Raw genomic sequence first — 22,789 nt, forward strand, 5'->3', positions numbered from 1 at the left:
GTTTACCAGAATGGGCTTTAAGTGATTTATAAATTAGATATTATAAAATCAAAACTATCTTGATCTTAGAATTACGATTGGATGAATTCTAAAATATCTTTATTAATTGTTGCGGCTTCCGTAGTCGGCATACCGTGAGGAAATCCAGGATAGGTTATCAATTTACCATTTTTAAGCAATTTAGCGGACTTAACGCCAGCATTTTGATAAGGAACAATCTGGTCATCTTCGCCATGTAACACCAAAACCGGAATATCAACTGCTTTCAAATCTTCTCTGAAATCAGTTTCAGAGAAAGCCTTTATGCCTTCGTAATGCGCCACTATGCCACCCATCATGCCTTGTCTCCACCAATTTCTTTGTACGCCTTCTTTCACAACTGCACCTTCCCTGTTGTATCCGTAGAACGGAATGGTTAAATCGATATAAAACTGCTGTCTGTTATTAAGCGTTTGATCTCTGATGTCATCAAAAACAGACATCGGAACACCATCCGGATTGCTGTCACTCTGCACCATTATTGGTGGAACTGCACTGATTAATACAGCTTTTTTAGCTCTGCCATTAGCATATTTATTAACGTAGCGGATTACCTCGCCACCACCTGTGGAATGTCCGATGTGAACAACATCCTGCAAATCAAGAAAATCGACCAATTCAGCAGCATCAGCAGCGTAAGTTTCAATATCATGGCCATAAATATCTTGGCTGGACCGGCCGTGGCCTCTCCTATCATGTGTGATCACCCTGAAGCCTCTTTGCAGGAAAAAAATAACTTGTGCATCCCAGTCATCTGATGATAAAGGCCATCCATGATGAAACATTAAAGTTGGTCCTTTACCTTGATCTTTGTAGAAAATTTCTGTTCTGTCTTTTAATTTTAGCGTACTCATAGTTTTTAGTTTTTGTAATTTATTTATTTTCTGAAGGTTTTTATTTTATTCTTTATCAAAAGTAAACTGGTAAAGGCGTTTAAATCTTGACCTATGATAAAATTAACCGGTTGATTAACCATCTTAATTATTAAAAGGTGCAATTGCTTTCGTGATTCCTTCGCCGGCAGTAAAGAAGAAAGCTGGTCCTGCTAATAATGTTATTTTCCTGATTGGTTTAAAGTTCGACATCTTTTTACCTTTTAAGTAAACCTGAGTCCGATACGCATTGATCGCTCCGGTAACACCATAGCCAGCAACTTCTGCGGTTGGTGAATCTATTCCAGCGTCTTTCAGATCAGATGCAAAGGCATATTCGGTAACTCCAAGGCGCAATGCTTCTTCCATACCCACGGTTGCAACCTGCTGCATTAGTACGGGCGTGAATTTGTTTCGGTCGCCTAATCCGATAAGCAGTAATTTTTTTGCACCGATACTTCCTGAAGGCGGCGTGATTAATAAAGTTTCTAATGAATGACCTGCAAATTTGCCGGATTTCCTGAGGTCTGTGATGAGTCCATTTAAACTTTTATCAAGATGAACCATTCCGTTGACGGCTTCGGGCAAAGCAGGAGGCGAATTGAAGATATCACCTTCCATATATTCAAAAACACATGCGATTTGTAATTGGGTGTTCTCTGTTGAAGGTCCCTGTACCATTCCTTCGATGCTAATACCGTCAACTTTTCCCCATATTTTAGACGTGTTTACAGCCGCTGTTTGCGCGGTTGTTTGTGCAAAAGATAATTGTGGTGCTATAATGAGCATCGATATATATAGACCAATGCATGCTACTTTTTTAATGGTTCTGGTAATCATAACAGGAGATTTAATGGATTAATAAATTTACTTTTTAGCTTTGGTTGATTAATAGTTTTTTGTTTTCCTACTGTAAATTTATTGCAGAATCAGATCCTTTTAATTCTTAATTCGGTGAACAGGCAAAAAGAATCGTTGGAATGTGAGATGTTGCTTGCTAAACTGCGCTAAAAACAAAAATCACCGCCATACAGCAGTGATTCTTTAGATCTAATGATAAATAAATTGGACTTTAGCTATTATCAGCTCATTTAAACAGCCATTTCTTAATCAGCATGGTGTAGTTTGGCATCACCACATAAACCATCAGCAAAACAATACAACCAGAATTTATAAAGGCATCAAAATAATGGTTAAGCGGAATGCCCAGCCATCTTAAAATTGGCAGCAACAAAACCGGAATAATTAAGGATAAGGGATAAATTGCCGACCAGGTGACCAGGTACTGTTTCCAGCGAACGGGTACCTTATGACCTTCATTTTCTGCATTGAAAAGAAAATCCAGGCCAGATTTTATTTGATATCTGTCATTCTTTCTGAAGAAAGGGCTTGCCTTTTCAATGAGTTGTTTTCGGTCTTGAGATTCCATCCAGCTTTTTAGGTTATCAATGGTATCAAAGCGGATAATAACAGTATAAACAAATGTTAATTTAGGAATTGGCCTTACGATCTGTAAATCGATAAAACCTGTTGCATGTTTAGAAACGGGTAAGATTTCATCTAACCATTTTTCATATTCTTTTTGTTTACCTTCCAGTATATGGTGGGTAATTACGACAGAGGCACCTGAATTTTCCATATGGAGACGCGTTGATAAATCTAATTGAAAGCCCTTTTATATTGCCATGGTACTTCGATGTCCATTTCCAACTCCTTAGCCGAATGGATAGCAAAATAAGGGTCCCGCAAATGTTCCCTGGCAATGACAACCAGATCAGCCTTGCCATCAGCAATAATTTCATTTGCTTGTTTTGCATCGGTAATCATACCGACAGCGCCTGTAGCGATGCCCACTTGTTCCCTTATGGCGGTTGCAAAAGGAACCTGATAGCCAGGAAAAACCTTATCCCGACTTACATTTGTAAATCCTCCGCCAGACGCGGTAATAAAATCCACCCCATTTTCTTTAAGTACTTTTGAAAGGGCAACGCTATCTTCCAAAGTCCAGGCATCTGCCGTATCTATGTAATCTACTGCGGAGATTCTAACCAGCAATGGCATGCCCTCTGGAATTACTTTTCTTACTTCCGTTACGGTATTTACCAAAAGACGGATCCGGTTTTCAAAAGTTCCGCCATATTCATCCTGTCTTTTGTTAATAACTGCTGAATAGAACTGATGAAACAAATAACTGTGGCCAGCGTGAATTTCAATTGTATTAAAACCAGCTTCAACAGCACGACGTGCGGCATCAACAAATTTTACTTTTAATTCATCAATCTCGGCAATCGTTAGCTCCTGCGATAGTACACCATTCAGTTCTGTTGCAGAACAGGTTTTTACAATCCACCCCCCTTCTTCCAGGCTTAAGGGCTTCATACCTTCATTTGGGTGTTTAAGGCTGCCCTTTCCTCCGGCATGCCAAAGCTGAATACCGATTTTGCTATCCTGTTCATGAACAAAATCCACAATGGTTTTCCAGGCATTTTTTTGCTCATCATTCCAAATACCTACATCGCTTAAGGTCGCCAGTCCTTCAGGCGATACGGCTGTACATTCGGTAATGATTAAACCTGCACCTCCAACTGCACGGCTGCCCAAATGTACCAGATGCCAATTTCCCGGGATTCCGTTCTGTGCACTGTATTGCTGCATAGGGGATAATACAATCCTGTTCTTTAAAGTGAGATTGCGAAAGGTTATGGGTGAAAATAGATCCATTTTATTTGTCTTTATAACTGTTGTAAAAAATTTTTAGCTTCAGCAACTGCCAGGGTTAAAATACTTTTTAAATCTTCTAAAACCTGCTGTAATGATGCCTTTTGTTCGGTCGCAACTTCAAGCACATCCAGTTTCTCTTCCAAGATTGTCAATAATCCCATCATGGCAATGCTGGTTTTAAAATCATGGGCCCTGTGGTTTACTGTTACAAAATCATGGCTTTGATAGGCGCTTAGAAGCTCCTGCAAATGAAGGGATACGTTATCAATAAATTGTTGGGTAACTGTTTTTTCGAAATCTGTATCTCCACCGCTTATGGATCGCATATAAGCAAGATCGAGATACTGAAAGCGGGTGGTGATTTCTGCCGCTTTTTTTTCTTTTTGTTGTCCGTTTTCAAGGCCGAATTCGGATATAAACTTAAACAATTTTTCCTCATTAATCGGCTTAGAAAGGTATTCATTCATTCCGCGACTGAGGCATTTTTCTCTTTCTCCCGCCATTGCATGTGCCGTCATAGCGATGATGGGAATGTCTGATTTCAGCACATCGCGTATGTGCTGCGTGGCTGCATATCCATCCATCTTTGGCATTTGGATATCCATCAATACCAGGTCGTAGGTTTGACCGGAGAGTTGTTCAATTGCTTCCAGACCATTGGATACAATATCAAAATCGATATTCCATTGCAATAATAAGTGCTGCATTAAACTTTGATTGATGGCATTATCGTCGACAACCAAAACCCGCAATGGCGCATTTGATTTATCCTTAAAATAACTGGTATTTACAGCCGGTATTACAGGGAGTTGATGCTCAGCAATGTCATAAGGAATATGAAAATTAAAGGTCGTTCCTTTTCCCTGTTCGCTGCTTACTTCAATATTTCCATTTTGTAACAAAATCAGATTTTTCACAATAGATAAACCTAAACCTGTTCCTCCGTAATTTCGGGTTATAGAATCTTCACCCTGGTTAAACCGTTCAAAAACTTCGTTTAATTTTTCTTTATCAATCCCTATTCCAGTATCAGCAACCTTGAAACCAACCGTTATTTTACTTCCTGTTTGTTCTTTTTTATACACTTCAACATTGATTTTTCCGTGCTGGGTAAACTTAATGGCATTACCTATCAAATTAACCAATATTTGAGTCAATCTTGTGGCGTCGCCGATTAATGTATCTGAAACGGAGGAATCTATTTTGCTGGATATGGTCAAACCCTTTTCTCTTGCCCGTTCCTGAAAAAGCGTTTCCAAAGAATTGATTAAACCGTTAATGCTGAATGTTCCCGGTGTGATGCGCATCATGCCCGCTTCAATTTTGGAAAGGTCCAGAATGTCGTTGATAATGGCCATCAGATTCTCTCCCGAGCGCTGGATCGAAGAAACAAATTCGGCAGAAGTCGTATCCATAGGTCTCTTTTGCAGTAAGTTGGTAAAACCTAAAATACCGCTTAAAGGTGTTCTGATTTCATGGCTCATATTGGCCAGAAAATTTTCTTTTGTCTGCGCAGCCACCGATGCTTTTTCCTCAGAAATGGCCAGTTCTTTAATCAATAAATGTTGACGGCGAAACTGGCGGACGATATGGTATCCGATGATGGCACCACTTACAACAAGCAATGCCAGTATGGAAATGTCATAGAGTCTTGCCTTTCTCCCCATTTCTTCGCTCCGCTTGCTGAGTTTTACCATATTCAATTGCCGGCTTTCATAAATTTTAGCGGTAATTGATGTGATTTCGTTGGAAATTCTTCTCGCCCCCGGGTTGGCAATGGAACTGCGATCGTCCATGTTTCCAATTGAAAGATAGCGACGTAAAAGTTTCTCCTTAACTACTTTTTTGTCAAGTGTTAAAACACTTAGCCGACGGATCAGCGTTTCTTCCCTTGTATCAACATTATCTTTAGAAAGTGAATCTAGAAAGTTTTCTACCTGGTCTACCTTCTGATCTATCCCTTCCAGGTGAGTGGTGTCATTTGTAGCTATAGATGCTCTTATCCTGCTTTCTACCCCTAAGATATCTCTGTCAATCTCCCTAAGGTGATTACTGGAACGCAATTCCTTTAAGAGTATGTTATTGTTGTTTATCAGTGCCCTGGTATTTTGGGCCGAATTGATTTGCAACGCGATGAGGAGGATAGAATCTGCAATGAAAGTAAACACAATCAGGTAAGCAAAACGTTTATTGCCCATCACTGTAGAAATATTGATCATAAACTAAAGTATAAATTGATGACAGGAACGCCTCAGTTCAAACGCATTGCATGGACACCTCAACTTAAAAAACATTCATTCTTGCACTGAGTGTCTTCCGATAAGCATCGGCAACCGGAATAAATTTTCCATTGATTACGACCCCGCCATCCTATAATGTGTCTATTTTACCAAGCGCTATAATGTAAGAGCGGTGAACCCTGATAAAATTATTTTTCAGCAAGCGTTCTTCGGCAGCTTTCATCGTACCATGTATGGCAAACATTTTTTCTGATGTATAGAACTTTACGTAATCACCCATTGCTTCCGCATAAAAAATATCATCCAGACTCAATCGTCTCGTAATATTTGAATCTCTGACGAAAATGAATTCTTCCTTATCAAACTGCACATGCTCTTTCTTACTTTCTGATATAATTTGTGCTTTACTAACAGCTTGTAAAAACCGGGCCGACGTAAAAGGTTTCAACAGATAATCAGCAATATTCAGTTCGAAAGCTTCAAGCGCATATTCCTTTTTTGAAGAAGTAAAAATGATAATAATATCTTTGCCTACTAAGTTTCTGGTCAGTTCTATTCCGCTCATTTCGGGCATCTCAATATCCAGGAATATCAGATCGACCTGATTGTTCTGCAAATGGTGATAGGCTTCTATAGCATTGGAATATTCATTTACAATAATGAGATTCGGGATTTGTTTTGCCAAATGAGCCAAAGTAGTTCTTGCAATAGCATTGTCATCAACGATTAGCGCTTTCATGGAGATGGTTTATTTGTGACTCAAATATAACTATTCCATTTATTTTATTCTTTTCCGGATCAATTATCTGAAGTAAGAACGGATCATCCAGGCCATTTCTTCATGTGTTTCCATTAGCCCGGTAATAAAATCGCTGGTGCCATAATCTTTATATTTTTCTGCAAAAGGAACGATATTGCCACGTAAAAATTCGATGATGCTTTCATGGTCCCTTAAGAGGTCTGCCATATAACCCAAACCGTCGTTAGTTCTTTCACTGTATTCTGTAAGGTGGGTAAGTTCTAAATAAGTTTTCATCGTTGCAGGTGCAAAATGACCTATTTTTCGCATACGCTCGGCAACACTGTCAGTTAATTCATCGAGTTGTTTGTATTGATTTTCAAAGAAAATATGGTTTGCGTGAAAATTATCACCTGTAACATTCCAATGTGCGTTTCTGGTTTTGGTATACAATACAAATTCGTCTGCCAATAATTTAGCCAATTCTGCAGCAACTGCATCTGTGTTTTTTTCTGTAATTCCAATGTTAGTTTTCATGATTCAAAGTTTTTTATTTAAGCGATATTGCTCTTTTCATGGTTTAAAGATGCAGCAGGATCGGCTTAAAATCATTTGGCTTTCGATAAACAGGCAAAATGAATCGTTGAAGGGTTGAATAAATTGCTTTTGCTAAAAGATGCATTTCACTATCAGAGAGGTCCGGAAGTATTGGAACCATATTTGTACAAGCAAAGAAAAATTAATCATGAGTATTAAACAAAATTTATTTGCCCTATCCATATTGCTAACCGGCCTGTATAGCTGTACGCAATCTAAACAAGATAGTTCTGCTAGCAACCAAGCCGCAGCAGACAGCACTGAAACCTCTATAAAAGGCTGTTATCTGTACAAGGTCAATAAAGACACTTTTCAACTCGCCATCACCGCCGTTAATAAAAACGATATAGAAGGATCAATTATTTATAATTTTTCAGAGAAAGATGATTCTAAAGGCACTTTCAATGGCCATTTTGATGGGAATATCTTAAAGGGTGACTATACTTTTCAGTCTGAAGGGCTTACTTCTGTACGCGAGGTTATATTCAAAAAAACACAAACGGGTTTCGTTGAAGGAACTGGCGAAGTTAAAGTTATAGGCAACAAAGCGGTATTCTCTAAACCTGACTCGATATCTTATGAAAACGGTACAGCCTTTACAAAAAGTGAAACTTGTCTGCCTTAAATTCTGATAACTGGTTTGTTTGTGTAAAGATTGGTAGCGAATAAACTCTTATTTACAAAATTAAGATATCCTACATTACTTACATTTCCGTTTAGCATATCTACATGCAGGATTATTACCTGGAACCAGGTTTTCGTGAGCCATACAGGCATGTATTATGAGCCATGCGGGCAAATTCCGCATGATTTAAATTCAGACCTTTAAATCATGAAAAATAGCACAACAATTCAACTAGGCCAAAATGGCCCTTTAATATCCAAACTTGGTCTGGGCTGTATGCGCATGTCCTCTATCTGGGGCGGATCTACACCCGACGAAAGGGAAAGCATTGCTACGATCCATGAAGCATTGGATAATGGCATTAATTTTTTGAACACCGGCGACTTTTACGGAGCTGGTCATAATGAGATCCTGGTGGGCAAAGCCATAAAAGGGAGACGTGATGAGGCGTTTATTAGCGTAAAATTCGGAGCGATTTTTCATAATGGACATTGGCTGGGATTAGATCTGCGTCCCATCGCCATTAAGAATTTTATAAACTACTCACTAACCCGTTTAGGGATCGAAACCATTGATTTATACCAACCCAGCCGGATGGATGACAGTGTACCGGTAGAAGACATCATCGGCACAGTAGCCGACCTCGTTAAAGAAGGTAAAGTTCGCCACATTGGTGTATCAGAGATCACAGCGGACCAGCTTCGAAAAGCCAATAGCGTCTACCCAATAAGCGCATTGGAGATCGGGTATTCATTAGCCGATCGTGGGATAGAGAGTGACTTACTTCCGGCGGCTAAAACATTAGGTATTGGTGTGGTAGCTTTCGCTAATACTGCCGAAGGTTTATTAACTGGTGAAATGAAAGCCCCGGTTGCCGAAAACGATTACCGTAATCACTTCTCTCGTTTTCAGGGCGAAAGTTTGGTTCATAACCTGGAAAAAGTGGAAGTTTTAAAGCAACTGGCTACCGATAAAGGTTATACACCAACGCAGGTGGCGATAGCCTGGGTAAAAGAGCAGGGTGACAACATTATGCCCTTAGTAAGTATGAGCCGCAGATCGCGCTTACCTGAAAATATTGCAGCGATGGAAATTGTGTTCACGCCCGAAGAAATGAATACTTTAAATACTACTTTTGCAACAGGCGCTATCCAGGGCGGCACTTATTTACAACGCTAAATGATCAGTCCAGCAGAGATTCTTCCCGGTGTAATATTCTATTCTTACCTTTCTGCAGAGCGGAAGGAGAAAGCATGTTTTTGGAATCACCATACCTTGATCCTACAGGTCTCGGGGCAGTTTACCTTGGAAACCTCTACGCAAACCATTTCAATGACCGCAGGGGAAATGCTGCTGATCGGAAAAAATCAACTGGGTACAATTACCAAAACACCGCTGCCAGGTGCAAACTATGAAACCATCGTGATATCCCTGCAGGAAGATCTGTTGCGCAGAATCGTGTTAGAAGAAAGGCTTAAAGCAGACCAGAAATATGTTGGTCCGCCAAATATTTTAATTCCTTCTAATGAATTCCTGCAGGGTTATTTTCAATCCATTGTTCCATATGCACGTAGTTCCGGCGCAGAGATGACCGACGAAATGGGCATCCTGAAGGTAAAGGAAGGCGTCAAATTGCTGATGCTTGCCATGCCGGTGTTACTTAATTTTTTATTTGATTTTTCAGAACCTTATAAGATCGACCTGGAAAAATTTATGCTGCATAATTTTCATTTCAATGTCCCTGTCGAAAAGTTTGCACAATTAACAGGTCGCAGCCTGGCGGCCTTTAAAAGGGATTTTATGAAGACATTCGGTGCTCCACCCCGTCACTGGCTTCAGGAAAAACGGCTAAATGAGGCTAAACACCTCATCGAAGCTAAACATCAAAAGCCATCAGCTATCTACCTCGACCTGGGCTTTGAAAGTTTATCGCACTTCTCCCATTCTTTTAAGAAAAAGTTCGGAAAGGCCCCAACTGAGTTCATGTAGGAATATTCTTTTTCAAATAATCAATAAACAAATCGATTGCAAGACCGGTAATCTTGGAAGAAATGCTTTCCTATAAAAACAATCCTGTTGAATAAGGAAAAACAATTCAGGCCCACCTTAACAACAGTCAAAATGTTGCACAATGGCCTCGCTTATTTCACTAGCTTTGACTCAGATATACCATACACATGAAGAAGATCCTGATCGCCTTAGCCCTTTTTACCACTACCTTCGCAATGGCCAAGACGCCCGTAAGGTCGACCATCGATGAGCGTGTGGAACTGTTCAGTATCATCTTCCGGCTTGCGGGAAACCCCGAGTACAACATGAAATTCGCAAAGCATTATATCGCCGACATCAATGCACATTTTGCCCTTTACAACAACGACCCTGTGATTAGCTTTGCAAAGGAACTTGCAACAGAAAAGAACATGGGCTTCTCAAAAGTGATGTTCCTTGCCGTACACTTAAAAAAGTCGAAAAACGGCTTCACCATAATCCCTGAGCAAAAAAGTAACCTCATCGGAAAATGGGATCCTGCTGATGCCGAAAAGTTCATCGGGCTCGTGAACAGCTTTTACCGCTGCTCCGGTTTCAACCTGTTCTTTAGAGCCCATAAAAAACGCTACACCCAGGCCACGAGGGACTTCGACCAATCAATGGATGGATTCGACCAGCAATGGTACCTTGACTATTATGGTGACCACCAGGTCGATTATAGGGTAGCCATCGGACTTGGCGACGGCGGGGCGAACTACGGCCCCAGCGTTACGCCAATCGGAAGTAAACGAAGGGTCTACGCCATCATGGGCTCATGGACCTTCACCGCTGACGGCACCCCGCTTTTCGCAAGGGAAACCTACCTCAGCGACCTTATCCATGAGTTCAATCACTCCTTCATCGACCATATCCTTGAGCAAAGCCCAAGGATCGATTCTATGCTTAGTGCATCCGGAGAAATTCTATTGGCAGCTAGACGCAAAGAGATGAAACTAGAGGGCTGCGAGGACTGGCACAGCCTGATCAATGAATCCCTGGTACGCGCCTCCGTCGTTCGTTATATCATAGACCATAAACAAAGTCAGAAGGAAATCAACAACGAGATCGCCAAACAAAGAGAAAAAGGTTTTACATGGATGGAAGACCTGGTACAATTACTTGGTGAATATGAAACCTCAAGAGCGTCCTACCCGACCTTTGAGCACTTCTACCCACGGCTGACCACTTTTTTCGAAAAGACCGCAACAAACATCAGCTGCTAACGAAAATCGACAAAACTTTTTCAGTGTTAAGAGAAATCCCATAAACAAACAAACCCGACTATTTTCTAGAGCAAATCTATCCACTTTTTATTCGGCGATAAATATTTTCTTTTTGGCAATGTCAATGGTCAACACATTTCCCAACCAATCTATACTGGTCTTACCTTCGTAAATCAGTCCGTCAACAAATGCAACATCAAGCCCTTCCACCTTACGCAGATTATTCACTGTATTTAATTCGGAAAGCTTACCGATATAATAATTATTCTCCTTCTTAAAATCGCTTTTTACAGGAACTGCTTTAAAATCTGCTTTATTTAGGGCCAAGGGTTCCATTAACTTTGAACTGAACCAAAATGATTTTTTTCCGGCACCACTATCCAATAATGTCTGGATTTTCAAAGTATTGTTCAATTTTATATATGTAAAAATATCAAGGGCTCTGCCCGCATAATCTGCTATCTGAATATCGATGCTTTTTTCATTTTTTGTTACTTTATCAAAAACAATCTTTTTGTTGAGATAATCAATCGTAAGCGGTGTGTTGATGAAGGGTTGCAGCGAAATAATTCCATCAATATCCCCAAAATCTAAATCAACAATGGCGTATTGCTGATCTTTAAACTTTCTGTTATTCATTTCAAACCCTGTCGCATTATACAAATCAAGGTTCAACTCTTCTCCTGTCGCTCTGTGCCCGACGAAAAAATTACCGGTTTTTTCATTCTTGAGTTTTTGAGAAAATTTAGTAAAAATAGCATTAAGCCCTGCTCCGGTATCCAGAATAAAATTCCCCTCCACATTATTTATTTTTGCCTTAATGATGATATGCCCGCTGGCGTTCGTGGTAAAAGGCATTTGTGCATTAATTTTAAAAGAAAGAAATAGTAAGATAGAAAGGATGGTTACCGTAAATGGTCTTTTTCTCATTGTTATTTTTTTAATGCTTTGTTAGCTTGTTGCGATGGATTTATTTGATTAACAAATATACTTTATTTCTAAGCAATCAGCCCAGCACATAAAAAGCCCCTGATCAGGCAAAAAAATTGGGGGAGTTTGAGAAGTTTAAGCCAAATAAAAAGTGTAATGTATTAAACGCTCCCATGATCTAAGCTGATTTTACAGCGAAATAAGCGATAAAAAAAGAAGGGCAAGCGACCGTTTTACCGTGCTTGCCCTATTTGGCTCCCTCTGCTGGGCTCGAACCAGCGACCCTCTGATTAACAGTCAGATGCTCTAACCAGCTGAGCTAAGAAGGAGTGCTGGTTGTTTCCGAAAACGGGCTGCATTGTACTTTTCGGCACAATAAAGCTTGTTTGTTTTGGGAGTGCAATATTAGCGCTTTTAAATTATTTATGCAAAAAAACATTAAAGAATTATTAAAACACACTAATAATTAACCAGTTAAAAAAAATATTTCCAGAGTAAATTGCCGGGCATAATCAAAAAGCCACCCTAAAAGGTATTTAACTTACATATTTTTCCTCCTAAAAATATTTGCTTGGCAGTGCATAGTATCCCTTTCCGGATAACAGGCTGTAATCTTCCTCATACTGTTCCCTGTCATCTCCTGCAAAATTCTGCTGATGCTTATATTCACCTGAATGGATGAGAAGAAGTGATCTGTTTTTTGAATTTCTAACCACATCCTGCCGGGAATGGATAATCGGGGTCACTGGATCGCCTTTTTTTCCCCTACTTATCTTCGAGGTAAAATTCCAGGCAAAGGAAATAAAATTCAAAGGAGGAACCTCTGTTCCCGGGATGCAATCTTGAGTAGGATAGCATACCAGGGTGATATCGGAGGTATGGTAAGAATAGGCATTGTTTTGTCCTGCAACAATATTCCTATATTCGATCCTGGCGTAAGGTTTATTAAATGGCCCATAATTGATTTCAAATGGCGCTTCTACATTAGTATCATCAACAAGGTACCTTAACCTGAAACTGATTGGAACCCCGGGATCGTCCATTGAATAAGTCGAATTTGAAGAAAGTACCTCTACAAAACCTGCCAGGCTGCTGATGGTTTTCAGATCGCTTACATTTTTATCCCCGTTTGGCCCTGTTATGGCATATTTAATCTCAGAACTTTCGAGGATCTGTTTTTCCGAATCACTAAGCGAAGTACCTATCCCCACCAGCCCCTGCAGTATTCCGATCTGCTTGGTTATCGCATTATAAACCGAAGCGGAGTCACTATTGGATTCAATAGTCATAATGCCCATCCTTCCATAGGTTACGCTACTAACATAATATGGGCTTTTACCGCCGAATACGGTAGCGGTATCAAGTCCGGTAGGATCAAAAAGTTCGTTATAATCTGAAGGAACATCGACATCTACTGTAAAATTCTGCTGATAAAATTTTAGAATGAAGCCTGTGCTACGGGTAACTGACTGAGAACCCCCAGTGGTTGTGTTTCCCTGTTTGTAGAGAAAAAGATCAAGGTTTTTATTGTAACCATAAAGGGTTTTGATCATATCGTAATTAGAGAATGATGTCATTTCGAACTGGAGCCTTGCTGCACCAATTCTTCCTGGATTAAGGTCGTTAAGATCTTTAAGCGCAGCCCTTACAAATGCCCTATCGCTGCTTGGCCTGGCCATTACCGTTTTGGCTACTTTTGTTCCACTTACGGGCAAACTGGTTGACAGGTTAACGGGACGGATATTAGCCGAGATATTCGGAATGATACTTGGGGCAAAAACATCGGCGCGTATGCTGTTGCCATTCATTATGGCGCCCGGAAAAATGTTCAGTCCCATTTCTGGGGATATTACAAAAACATTTGATTTGAATGATTCCACGAACATTACTTTATTCGGATCAGCACCAAAATCACTAACCAGTTCGCCAGTGCGGTAAGTGCCAGCGATTAATGGAGGCCCGTCGAAACTACCGCCATCCATTTTACGCCTTTCCAGTACCGCGCCCAAACTTCCAAGGTTGGAATATTCATTATTTTTAACGCTAAAAGGGCTAAGAACAGATTTTTTTAGGCTCTTAAAATCTTTTGAAGCAGCGCTAAACAATGCATCCGATTCCATTTTGCGGCAACCCGATGCAATAAAGAGGATCAGGAGCATGACTCCTGATAAAATATTGATTTTTTTCATTGTTAATTTCTTTTAAGTTTAAAATCACTGTATGTTTTTATCAGCCCTTCTCCAGTAGAAGAAAGTCCGATGTATTTCTTAATCTTTGGGCTTTCTACGGTTCCGCCTGCAGGAACCTGTTTAACTGTTCCCAATTTCTTAATTGCGCTACCTGATGATTTTGTCGTAGGAGAAACGATGGCTTTAACTGCAGGATCGGCAATATCGGCAAAGTCGACCGTTACATCATCCATGGTTGAAATACCAGCAGGCAAACCATCAAAAAAGTCGCCTTCACCATTGGCATTCCTGGTCTGGTACATCGCAAGATAAACTTTGTAACGATCTATTTTTATATCAAAAAAACCCACAGGCTTTCCGTAAGTACTTACATTGCCCGAACCATCAGCAGATACACCCACCAGCTGAACCTTTAGGTAAGGCTTTAATACATTGATCAGAAGCTCGCTTGCCGATGCTGTTTGACTGCTAACGATAAAACTTACTTTTTCCAGGTGCAGTGCATTTCCCTCGATCTCAAAATTATTCCTGTTTGCAGCAGGACTATAATCAATATCGTGCAACGTGGCCATCTGCCCATTAATATAAACAGGCCTGTTATCAAAACCCAATATCGGCTGGTTGGCAAGAAGATCAGCTTTTCCCTCCTGCATTTGGCTGTTGTAGTATTCCGTAAACATCAGTTTTCCATCAGCAGACTGGGGGGCTATACAATTTGCAAGGTACCTGCAAGTATTTTGGTATCCCCCGGTATTATAACGTAAGTCTACAATCAGTTCCGATATTCCGTTTGCAGCAAACTGGTTCAGTACCGGACCGAGAAATTGTCTGGTATTTTCCTCGTCGGTAAAGCTTTTGTAAGCGATATAGCCAATTTTTTTGCTTTCAACATTCAGTACCGAACTTTTCAGTACGGGACTGGGTACGAAATACTGTTTTTTAAGCTGTATTGTTCTGTTAACCGCAAGATTGTTCTCCAAGGTCTCGATAACTACAGACAGGCCACCGCCATTCAGTGCAGAAGATATATAGCTATAATAGCCCGTTGAGGCAACTGCTTTTTCATTATTGATGCTAACTACCTTTTGTCCACGCCTTAGCCCTGCCTGCCAGGCGGGAGCATTCATGTCAACATATAATATCCTGATACCATCCGAAGTACCCACAAATGCCAGACCGAAGCCATTATCGTCACTATTGTATCTGGGTACTGTACCGGCAGAACCTGTCTCAATCAATGATGAATATTTGGGAATCCCGGCAGCGTTTGCATTATATTCGAAAGGCTTGTTATTGGAAGGATTTATCGCAAACCTGCTTAGCGCAAATATTTCATTTTTGTAAATATCGATTTCATTACCCGCTGCCCCGTCATAAAATCTGGCTGGCTTAAAGTCCTTACCAGCCGGGAGTTCGCTGTTCCATAGGTAGATTTGTTGCGCATAGGCATAGAGCGAATCTAGATTGCTCATGATCTTTTCTTTTCTAACTTCTACCTGGGTTTCGACAGGTGGATCTGACGGATCTTTTTTACAGGAGAAAAACAAGGTCGAACAGCACATCAACACCATAACAGAACTGGCATTTTTTGCGATAAAACGGAGCGGAATGTTAAATTTTTCCATAATAACTGTTAATAGTAATAATCAACCTTGAATATGGGTCTGTAGGGCGAATTGTCTTTCAGGTATTTTAAGGTAAACTGAACCGGCACGCCCGGATCGTTTGCTGTAAATTCGCCCAGGCTTTCGCTGATGAAATTTGAAAGGCCATCATAACTTCCGGGATTGTTGATTAGCTGGGTTACGGCCCCTCCATTACTTCCCATCAGGTATACGGTTAGCCTGCTGGAATTGAATATACTCTCTTCTTCAAAGGTGAATGTTTCCGTTGTTTTTTTGAATATTTTCTTCACCACCTTTTCAAATGCCGTTTTGGTTGCAGCGCTGTTGGAGTTGGTTTCGATCATCAGAAAACCGAAACGGCCATAGGTTACCGAATTGATATACACAGGAGAAACGCCTTCATATACACTTGAAGGTGTTCTTGTGTAATCGATCAGCTGACCTGTAACAGGATCGGAAGGCATGGCCAAGGTAAAATTCTTAACCAGGTAGGTCAGTATCAGCCCGGTTGAATAAGAAGTTCTGGAATTTGCAGAATTAAAGGAGCTATTTACCGAAGAGAATAGTCTTTTTTCGTTCAAGTTATAGCCAAAAGAGAGCTTGGATTCTTCATAAGAATTGAAAAACGAAGATGTATAAGAGAAATCTTCCAGCTGCCTGCCCGAAAAGAAAGGATCCATCAGTGCATTTCTTAAAAAAACCCTTGTTTTAGAAAGCGACGGTGTATCGATTTTACCTGCAGCCTTATCAGATGGGAAAGAGGCCAAAATATCGATAGGAAGTTTTACATAACCTTTTAAGGGCGAAAAATTTCCACTGGCTACCGAGGCACTCTTAATAATCGAACCAGGATAAACATACGATTCGTTATCTGGGGTTACCACCATTTCATCAGACTGGTATATTTTGGAAAAACCATCAGTCCAGCTGCTGTCTCTCAAAAAAGTAGTGGTATTCTGTTTTGCTCTGTCTAGAAAATCCTTTAGTTCCTTGTTTCGGCCGCCTTCAATCGTGATCATGCTCAAAGGTTCTATTTTAAGATTACCATATACCGAAGATAAGGGCAGGCCTTTTTTCAGTTGGGTATTTTCGGTTAGAGTTTCAGCGCGATCAATATCTTTTTTACAGGAAAGCAGGCATATAGCAAGGCTTAGCAACAGTATGAATTTATTGTTGTACATATATTTCAGATTTGGGTTAAACAACAATGAGGCTGCCTGGCAAAGCCAGATAGCCTCCTGTTTATTCATCATCTACTCGTAAATATTCTGTTTTTTAGTTACTATGTACCTGTACCTGAAATTTATTCCAATAAGTACTGAAATCGCTCAGGTAGTTAAGCGTGTAGTAAAGCGGAACACCTGGAGCCTGCCATGAGAATTCGCCTCCACCAGCAATGATCTGTGCAAAACCGGGAATCCCCTGTATGATTTTGGCCAGATCTTTACCTTCGGCACCAATGATATAGATACTGATCTTTGCGTTGTTCAATACGTCGATCTGGCTTTTTGTAAGGTGTGCTGAAATATTCAACGAATCTTTAAGAACAGGCAACGGTAAATTGAATACCGCTTTTATACTGCTGGTAACAGATTTGAAACTGGAATCAGACTCTACTGTCATAATTCCCTTTCTACCATAAGTTATCGAACTAACGATTAATGGATCGTATTGGCCAAATTTGCTTTTATCAATAGGATCTTTTAAGAAAGGTTTGTCGATAGGCGGCTCCAGGTTGACAGAAAAATTCTCCTGCGTAAATTCAGCACGTACCCTGGTTTTATTGTTTGATAGTGCAGTAGAATCTTTGATATCAAGTTTGAACAAACCTGCAACTGAGACGTTTGCTCCAAATGACAGTTTTAGTTCCTCGTATCTTTTGAACGATTCCATTTCATACCTGAAAGAAGAAAGCTGTTGGCCGCTACCCACTTTTAGCGCAGCCTGAAGATAGGCCCTTTCGGCAGTTGGACTAGGAGAAGCAAGTGTTTTAGAAATGCTATCGGTAGGAAATGAAGCATAAATGGTAATCGGGTTCCGCTCTGCCGCAGTAACAAAAACGGGCAAGAAGTTGGAAGGGTTACCAGCATTTTCGGCTTTGATTATCGCACCAAGGTAAACCTGACGACGGATGTTATCAAAAACAGCTGGCATCTCTGTAGACTGTAGAAAAAGTGTTTTACCATTTCCACTCGCCCATACACTGTCTCTGAGCACCTCAACCGTATTCTGCTTTTTCTGCTCTAGTATTTCGGCTATCGTTCTGGTATCGGATACGTTAACCTTGATCACTTCTGTAGGTAAGCGTTTTGCCCCTTTAAATTGCGAAATGTAACCTTTTGGCCCTTTAGGAGTGTTTTCCTGTGGACTTTTTTCCAATTGCGATTTTTTACACGCGTTGAAAAATGTCACGCCGGCTAGCGCTAACGCAAGCGTTAATAGATGTTTTTTTTTCATAGGATTAAATGTTAATGGTGATAGATAGTAGATGTGATACTTTTTATGCTGATTTTCTCAATAGGATAAGGTTTAAGGTGATAGACTATTAACTAAAAACACAGTAGATAAAATTAGCAATTGTTACAATACGCTAATGATCAACTGTGTTAAGAAATTATTATGTTTTTTAAAGAAGTATTATTTGCTCAACTGCAAATTAAACTAACTGAATATTTCCTTGATGCTTTCTGCGGCATAACCGGCACTAGCCGTCATTCCTTTACCACCAATGGCCGTACGGATGTGGATACGGTCATCCAGGTCGTAGGCTACAATATGTTTAGTAGAATGTTGTGGATAAAATCCTGCTCAGGTACTTTGCAGTTTACGTACGTCGAAATCAACAATTCTGGCTGCTTCATCCAGCATCAGTTCGTTAATGTGATAACTTAAATCGAAACCCAAATCATCAAAATGGTTTACATCGGCATAAACATGCGAATCGCCGATGATGATGGTATTATCCGCTGCTTTTTTAAACAGGATATGGATCCCCCATTTTTTCAATTCTTCGTAATGTTCAGGTGTTTTAATGCTTTTAAATGAAGGGCAATAGTGCTCAAAACTCTCGTAACGGCGGGTAGTTAAACCTGTTAAAATGTTGCCTTCCAATGCTACATCGGGCATCGGGATGCTGCGCATCATCTGTAATTTGCTCACCACAATGCCTCTTTCGCTAAACAGTTCGGGGTACAGCAATTTAAACTCATAACCATTGCAGACAATGGCTTTCTCGGCCGTAAAAAGCTCGGCATTGTTTTTCAGCCCCACTTCTACCCCGGTGCCTTTGGTTTCGCATGCGGTAACCGGACTATTATATTTAAGCGTGTACTTTTCGAATTTTGTCTGCATATACTGGTGCAAACGGTAGATCATCTGATCGGGTGCTACGCTGATTTCCTGCGGAAAAAATATGGCCTCTTTGGCATAAGATGATTTAATGGCCGGATATTTTTTTTAAAACAGCAGCCTGATTGAGCAATTCTGTTTCGTAACCAATGGTATCGTAATGCGCTTTCAGCTCGTGGATCAAGGTGCATTCATCATCATCTGAGGCGATGTATACGCTGTAGAAAATTTGATGTTCTTGGTTAAAATACGCGAGTAGTTAAAGCCAACAGCCTGTTCTTTTTCGAACTTCTGGTAATTGGCCTTCCGTTTTACCAGCACAGGAGCATCTTTTTATGAAAATTAATGTCTTTAAAAAAGCTGTTTAAATCAATTTCCAGGCTCTTAATAATATCCATCAACACCATAAGCGATGGGATGGTCCTGCTGTTTTCGATCTGAGAAATAAGGCCTTTACTTACTTCTGCCTTATCTGCAAGTTCCTGAACAGTAATGCCCAGTTCTTTACGTCTTTCTTTGATTTTTCCGCTTATTTATAAAAGAATTTCTTCCTGCATGGTTAAAATAGATATTAATAGCGCCAATGTATTATTTTATTCCAATAATATAAATGAAACATCACATTAGTTACACCTTAAATAGTCAGATAAAGGCATTCTTTTCACCACAGAGAAAACAGAGATAAGCCCCGGCAAAAGTGAGCAATAATACAACATAATAAAATCGGTCGGTAAGATACCGACCGATAGAAGTTTTAGCGATAATGACCATGCACCCAATGGCGACCACCGTAAGGACCAACAACATAATAACCGGGTACCCAGTGGGCACGTGGCGCACGTGCGCTTACTACGCATGCACTAAAATTTAAGGCCAAAACCAATAAGAGCAACGCATTTACAATCTTTTTCATAACCTAACCTTTTTAAGTGAAAAATAAATCAAGCTTTACGCTGTGTGTAGTGGTTTGACGAATGAACTTACTTTAAGTTTAATTCAATTAAACTGAAGTATTAAAAAAACTTAAATTTCATTAGATGATCAGCGCCCTTCTTTTACATCATTACGTTTCATTAGGCTTATGTTGCTCTTTGTTTTAATAACAGTTGGAATTATAATCTCCCAGGTAATAGATTTTGACTGCTGAAGAATACCCGACTTCCTTTCGCTACCATCGGAAAATTTCAAGCCATCATCTAATATAATTTCATAGGTTCCTTCATTATCTGGTGCAATAACACATTTTAATGTAAGTGATTTCTTACCAGGCCTTAAATTATTCATGGCTATCGAATTTGCTGCACCAATATCAGTTTTGCCAATAGAAACACCATCTAAAAAAACTTCAAATGCATCATCCGCCCAGTTACCGTTATCGCGAACGGTGATACTTCCAGCCGCATTTTGTTCTTGCAAACACGGGAAAGGATCAACTGGTCCTTTTTTATTATTTAGACTACTGTTAGTATAAAATTCGAAATGTAGATGGGCCCCCGTAACCCTACCTGTTTTACCCGATACTCCTATTAACTGGCCAGCTAAAACATCCTGTCCGGGTTTAACCAATAACTCCGAAAGATGCAGGTATCTTGATTTATTGCCATTATCATGCATAATTTCTATGAAATTACCTGCAGTATTAGAAAACTGTGAAACTTTTATTTTTCCTGATCTTACTGCATAAATCGGAGTGCCTTCTTTTACTTTAAAATCGATACCATTATGTTGCTTTTTATATTTAAGCACGGGATGGACACGTACACCAAACAAATCATCCGCATCGGCCTGCGCCAGTAACTCACTACACTTATCCAATAAACCTAAGGGGCAGGATATTGGTGAAGCTTCGCAATCCATTAATGAAGTTTTTGAAGTTGCCGCTGAAGCAGTTAATGCTTTAGCATTTTTTTGCAGCACTGAAAATGCGGGATTCTCGCCTGGGCTAATGCCAATCATAATTATTGCTTCAAAAGTTTTGTTTTTACTTCTTTTATCTGTGAATAAGTACCTGGGCATTTCCAACAGAATAGTCCCTGTTTCCGGATTATATTTGGAAGGAATAATCTGAAAATTATCCAAAGTTTCATTTGCATTATCCTGATATATCTGGGCGAAAACTTCAAATCCGGACGTTGTTTTCTTTAACTTTTTAAATCTATCGGAAATTTTAACTTCCATCGATATATTATCATCCAGTGCCTGATTTTTCCCTAAATCTAAAACAATAGTATATGGCCAATAATGTTCAACATCAAACAACCATGCCATTTCGTTAAACAATGCTTCTCTTTCTTCATCTTTAACAATTTTGAGCGAAATATCTAAAGAGTTTATAGAACCATCAGGAAAATTTACTTTCACACTATCACCCAAATGAAGCTCTTTAACAATTTTATTATTCGAGCTTTGGGCTTCGTCTTCTCTGTTCCTTTTTTTACAGCTAACAATATTTAATAGTATTAGACATATTAAAACCGGATAAGTGTATTTTAATTTCATCGTATTTTAGTTTATTGGTTTACTTTAATTGTTATTTTAGATCGGGGTTAAGCAGAAATAGTTTCTTGATGGCAGTTGCAAAACCATCATAAGCAGTGCAACAGCGTTATTGCTCTTTCTGGCAAATCAGATCTCAACAACCTCAACCTCTACAATACCATTGGTTATCGCATGGGTTTTGATCAGGTATTCGAGTGTCTTTTTAAAATTCAAAATTTCGCGGTGGGTTAATAAATTTTCTTTTAAATCTTTACCTATATGCGATTTTGAAGAGTAGAGCTCAATAGCTTTATAAAGTGAGTTTAATGTAAAAGGTATATCTACCACGTGCAGCTCACCATCAACAGCTTTAGAAACATCAACTGAAAAATCGTAATCTCTTACATCTTTTGATTTCACCTTCATTTTTTGCCAGCTATCTTTCAGCCTTTTGGATTGAACTTTATTAAACATATTATCACCAAGATCATCTGGAAGCAGAATGGTGAATTTTAACAACAATATTTTAAAGGCCTTTTTGTTTAAGAGATGAAATACTTTACCTTTTTTTTTATCCTCAAGCAAACGCTTTACTGTAGGTTCTATGAAATTTGTAAAATAACCGTATGCAAGTACAGTTGATGGCAGAAAACCGATATCGAATGTTTTCTCCCTGCTGATGATGTGTTTTCGTATTTTCGCTATACAATCATTTAATGCATCCTCGAAACCGGCAGATGATTCATTTGGAATTAACGGCAGGGATATACCAACCAAATCAGTTGGAACTTTAATTCTCTCTTCAGTTACATAAAAAACCCTCGATCTTCCTAATCCCCCGGCAAAAAGGCCAAACTCAAAAAGCACATTATCTCTTGCTCCTACTGATAATTTTTCTCTGGAAAGGATGAGATCATCGCCCATGGCTATTAAAATAGCATAGTCGTAAAATGCGATCTGAGAAATCAGGTTATCAAATGCACTAACACCTAAATCAAATGCATCATCCCAGGATACACATTCGGCAATGTCTGTCAGGCCCTGTTTAATTTTTTTTACAACCCTAACATTTTCTGTAGAATTACCTATAAATATTCTTGGTTTAAAATCCATATCTTAAAGTTCGGGTGGTTTT

The 22,789-nt window shown here is 39.6% G+C and carries 22 protein-coding genes and 1 tRNA gene; 4 read left to right on the forward strand and 19 right to left on the reverse strand.

What is annotated here, in order from left to right; genetic code table 11:
* Positions 1–71: 71 nt before the first annotated feature.
* From IM793_RS13095 to IM793_RS13125, 7 genes are all read right to left on the reverse strand, one after another.
* The gene (locus IM793_RS13095) at positions 72–893 is read right to left on the reverse strand and encodes an alpha/beta fold hydrolase (RefSeq protein WP_193422042.1); all 822 of its coding nucleotides are present in this window, start codon (positions 891–893) and stop codon (positions 72–74) included.
* A gap of 123 nt (positions 894–1,016) precedes the next feature.
* Positions 1,017–1,751, reverse strand: a complete 735-nt coding sequence (locus tag IM793_RS13100) for a M17 family peptidase N-terminal domain-containing protein (protein WP_193422044.1) — start codon at positions 1,749–1,751, stop codon at positions 1,017–1,019.
* Positions 1,752–1,998: 247 nt separating this feature from the next.
* Positions 1,999–2,550: an antibiotic biosynthesis monooxygenase gene (locus tag IM793_RS13105; RefSeq protein ID WP_193422046.1), complete on the reverse strand. Its 552-nt coding sequence runs from the start codon at positions 2,548–2,550 to the stop codon at positions 1,999–2,001.
* 20 nt (positions 2,551–2,570) lie between these two features.
* Positions 2,571–3,632, reverse strand: a complete 1,062-nt coding sequence (locus IM793_RS13110) for an NADH:flavin oxidoreductase/NADH oxidase (protein ID WP_193422047.1) — start codon at positions 3,630–3,632, stop codon at positions 2,571–2,573.
* 11 nt (positions 3,633–3,643) lie between these two features.
* Positions 3,644–5,851: an ATP-binding protein gene (locus IM793_RS13115; protein ID WP_193422049.1), complete on the reverse strand. Its 2,208-nt coding sequence runs from the start codon at positions 5,849–5,851 to the stop codon at positions 3,644–3,646.
* 151 nt (positions 5,852–6,002) lie between these two features.
* Positions 6,003–6,611, reverse strand: coding sequence for a LytTR family DNA-binding domain-containing protein (locus IM793_RS13120; protein WP_227256248.1), 609 nt, complete (start codon positions 6,609–6,611; stop codon positions 6,003–6,005).
* 63 nt (positions 6,612–6,674) lie between these two features.
* Entirely contained in the window at positions 6,675–7,148 is a 474-nt protein-coding gene (locus IM793_RS13125) for a Dps family protein (RefSeq protein WP_193422051.1), read from the reverse strand.
* A 208-nt stretch (positions 7,149–7,356) separates the two neighbouring features.
* Here IM793_RS13125 and IM793_RS13130 point away from each other — a divergent pair, with 208 nt between their 5' ends.
* From IM793_RS13130 to IM793_RS13145, 4 genes are all read left to right on the forward strand, one after another.
* Positions 7,357–7,833 carry a hypothetical protein gene (locus IM793_RS13130; RefSeq protein WP_193422053.1) on the forward strand — a complete coding sequence of 159 codons (477 nt, stop codon included), beginning with the start codon at positions 7,357–7,359 and terminating at the stop codon, positions 7,831–7,833.
* A gap of 207 nt (positions 7,834–8,040) precedes the next feature.
* Positions 8,041–9,012: an aldo/keto reductase gene (locus IM793_RS13135; protein WP_193422055.1), complete on the forward strand. Its 972-nt coding sequence runs from the start codon at positions 8,041–8,043 to the stop codon at positions 9,010–9,012.
* Positions 9,013–9,822 (forward strand): AraC family transcriptional regulator, encoded by an 810-nt coding sequence (locus IM793_RS13140; protein ID WP_193422057.1) that lies wholly within the window; start codon positions 9,013–9,015, stop codon positions 9,820–9,822. It begins immediately after the preceding gene.
* Positions 9,823–10,010: 188 nt separating this feature from the next.
* A complete protein-coding gene (locus tag IM793_RS13145; RefSeq protein ID WP_193422059.1) occupies positions 10,011–11,084 on the forward strand; it encodes a DUF4932 domain-containing protein in 1,074 nt (357 codons plus the stop codon).
* An 87-nt stretch (positions 11,085–11,171) separates the two neighbouring features.
* Here IM793_RS13145 and IM793_RS13150 read toward each other — a convergent pair whose 3' ends face one another.
* From IM793_RS13150 to IM793_RS13200, 12 genes are all read right to left on the reverse strand, one after another.
* Positions 11,172–12,014 carry an aspartyl protease family protein gene (locus IM793_RS13150; protein ID WP_193422061.1) on the reverse strand — a complete coding sequence of 281 codons (843 nt, stop codon included), beginning with the start codon at positions 12,012–12,014 and terminating at the stop codon, positions 11,172–11,174.
* 252 nt (positions 12,015–12,266) lie between these two features.
* A tRNA-Asn gene (locus IM793_RS13155) sits at positions 12,267–12,343 on the reverse strand.
* Between the two features lie 228 nt (positions 12,344–12,571).
* Entirely contained in the window at positions 12,572–14,203 is a 1,632-nt protein-coding gene (locus IM793_RS13160; protein ID WP_193422063.1) for a thiol-activated cytolysin family protein, read from the reverse strand.
* A gap of 2 nt (positions 14,204–14,205) precedes the next feature.
* On the reverse strand, positions 14,206–15,828 hold the full coding sequence (locus IM793_RS13165; protein WP_193422065.1) for a S41 family peptidase: 1,623 nt from the start codon (positions 15,826–15,828) through the stop codon (positions 14,206–14,208).
* An 8-nt stretch (positions 15,829–15,836) separates the two neighbouring features.
* A complete protein-coding gene (locus tag IM793_RS13170; protein WP_193422068.1) occupies positions 15,837–17,081 on the reverse strand; it encodes a thiol-activated cytolysin family protein in 1,245 nt (414 codons plus the stop codon).
* 22 nt (positions 17,082–17,103) lie between these two features.
* Positions 17,104–18,285 (reverse strand): thiol-activated cytolysin family protein, encoded by a 1,182-nt coding sequence (locus IM793_RS13175; RefSeq protein ID WP_193422070.1) that lies wholly within the window; start codon positions 18,283–18,285, stop codon positions 17,104–17,106.
* 351 nt (positions 18,286–18,636) lie between these two features.
* Positions 18,637–19,179: a hypothetical protein gene (locus IM793_RS13180; protein ID WP_193422072.1), complete on the reverse strand. Its 543-nt coding sequence runs from the start codon at positions 19,177–19,179 to the stop codon at positions 18,637–18,639.
* A gap of 177 nt (positions 19,180–19,356) precedes the next feature.
* On the reverse strand, positions 19,357–19,497 hold the full coding sequence (locus IM793_RS24785; RefSeq protein WP_227256249.1) for a hypothetical protein: 141 nt from the start codon (positions 19,495–19,497) through the stop codon (positions 19,357–19,359).
* On the reverse strand, positions 19,488–19,709 hold the full coding sequence (locus tag IM793_RS24790; protein ID WP_370629788.1) for a helix-turn-helix domain-containing protein: 222 nt from the start codon (positions 19,707–19,709) through the stop codon (positions 19,488–19,490). The genes IM793_RS24785 and IM793_RS24790 overlap by 10 nt, the downstream gene beginning before the upstream one ends.
* 221 nt (positions 19,710–19,930) lie before the next feature.
* Positions 19,931–20,089, reverse strand: a complete 159-nt coding sequence (locus tag IM793_RS13190) for a hypothetical protein (RefSeq protein ID WP_193422074.1) — start codon at positions 20,087–20,089, stop codon at positions 19,931–19,933.
* A gap of 128 nt (positions 20,090–20,217) precedes the next feature.
* On the reverse strand, positions 20,218–21,675 hold the full coding sequence (locus IM793_RS13195) for a M23 family metallopeptidase (RefSeq protein WP_193422076.1): 1,458 nt from the start codon (positions 21,673–21,675) through the stop codon (positions 20,218–20,220).
* A 126-nt stretch (positions 21,676–21,801) separates the two neighbouring features.
* Positions 21,802–22,767 (reverse strand): STING domain-containing protein, encoded by a 966-nt coding sequence (locus IM793_RS13200; protein WP_193422078.1) that lies wholly within the window; start codon positions 22,765–22,767, stop codon positions 21,802–21,804.
* Positions 22,768–22,789: the final 22 nt, after the last annotated feature.

The sequence above is a fragment of the Pedobacter sp. MR2016-19 genome (assembly GCF_014947265.1).
Classification (GTDB): Bacteria; Bacteroidota; Bacteroidia; order Sphingobacteriales; family Sphingobacteriaceae; genus Pedobacter.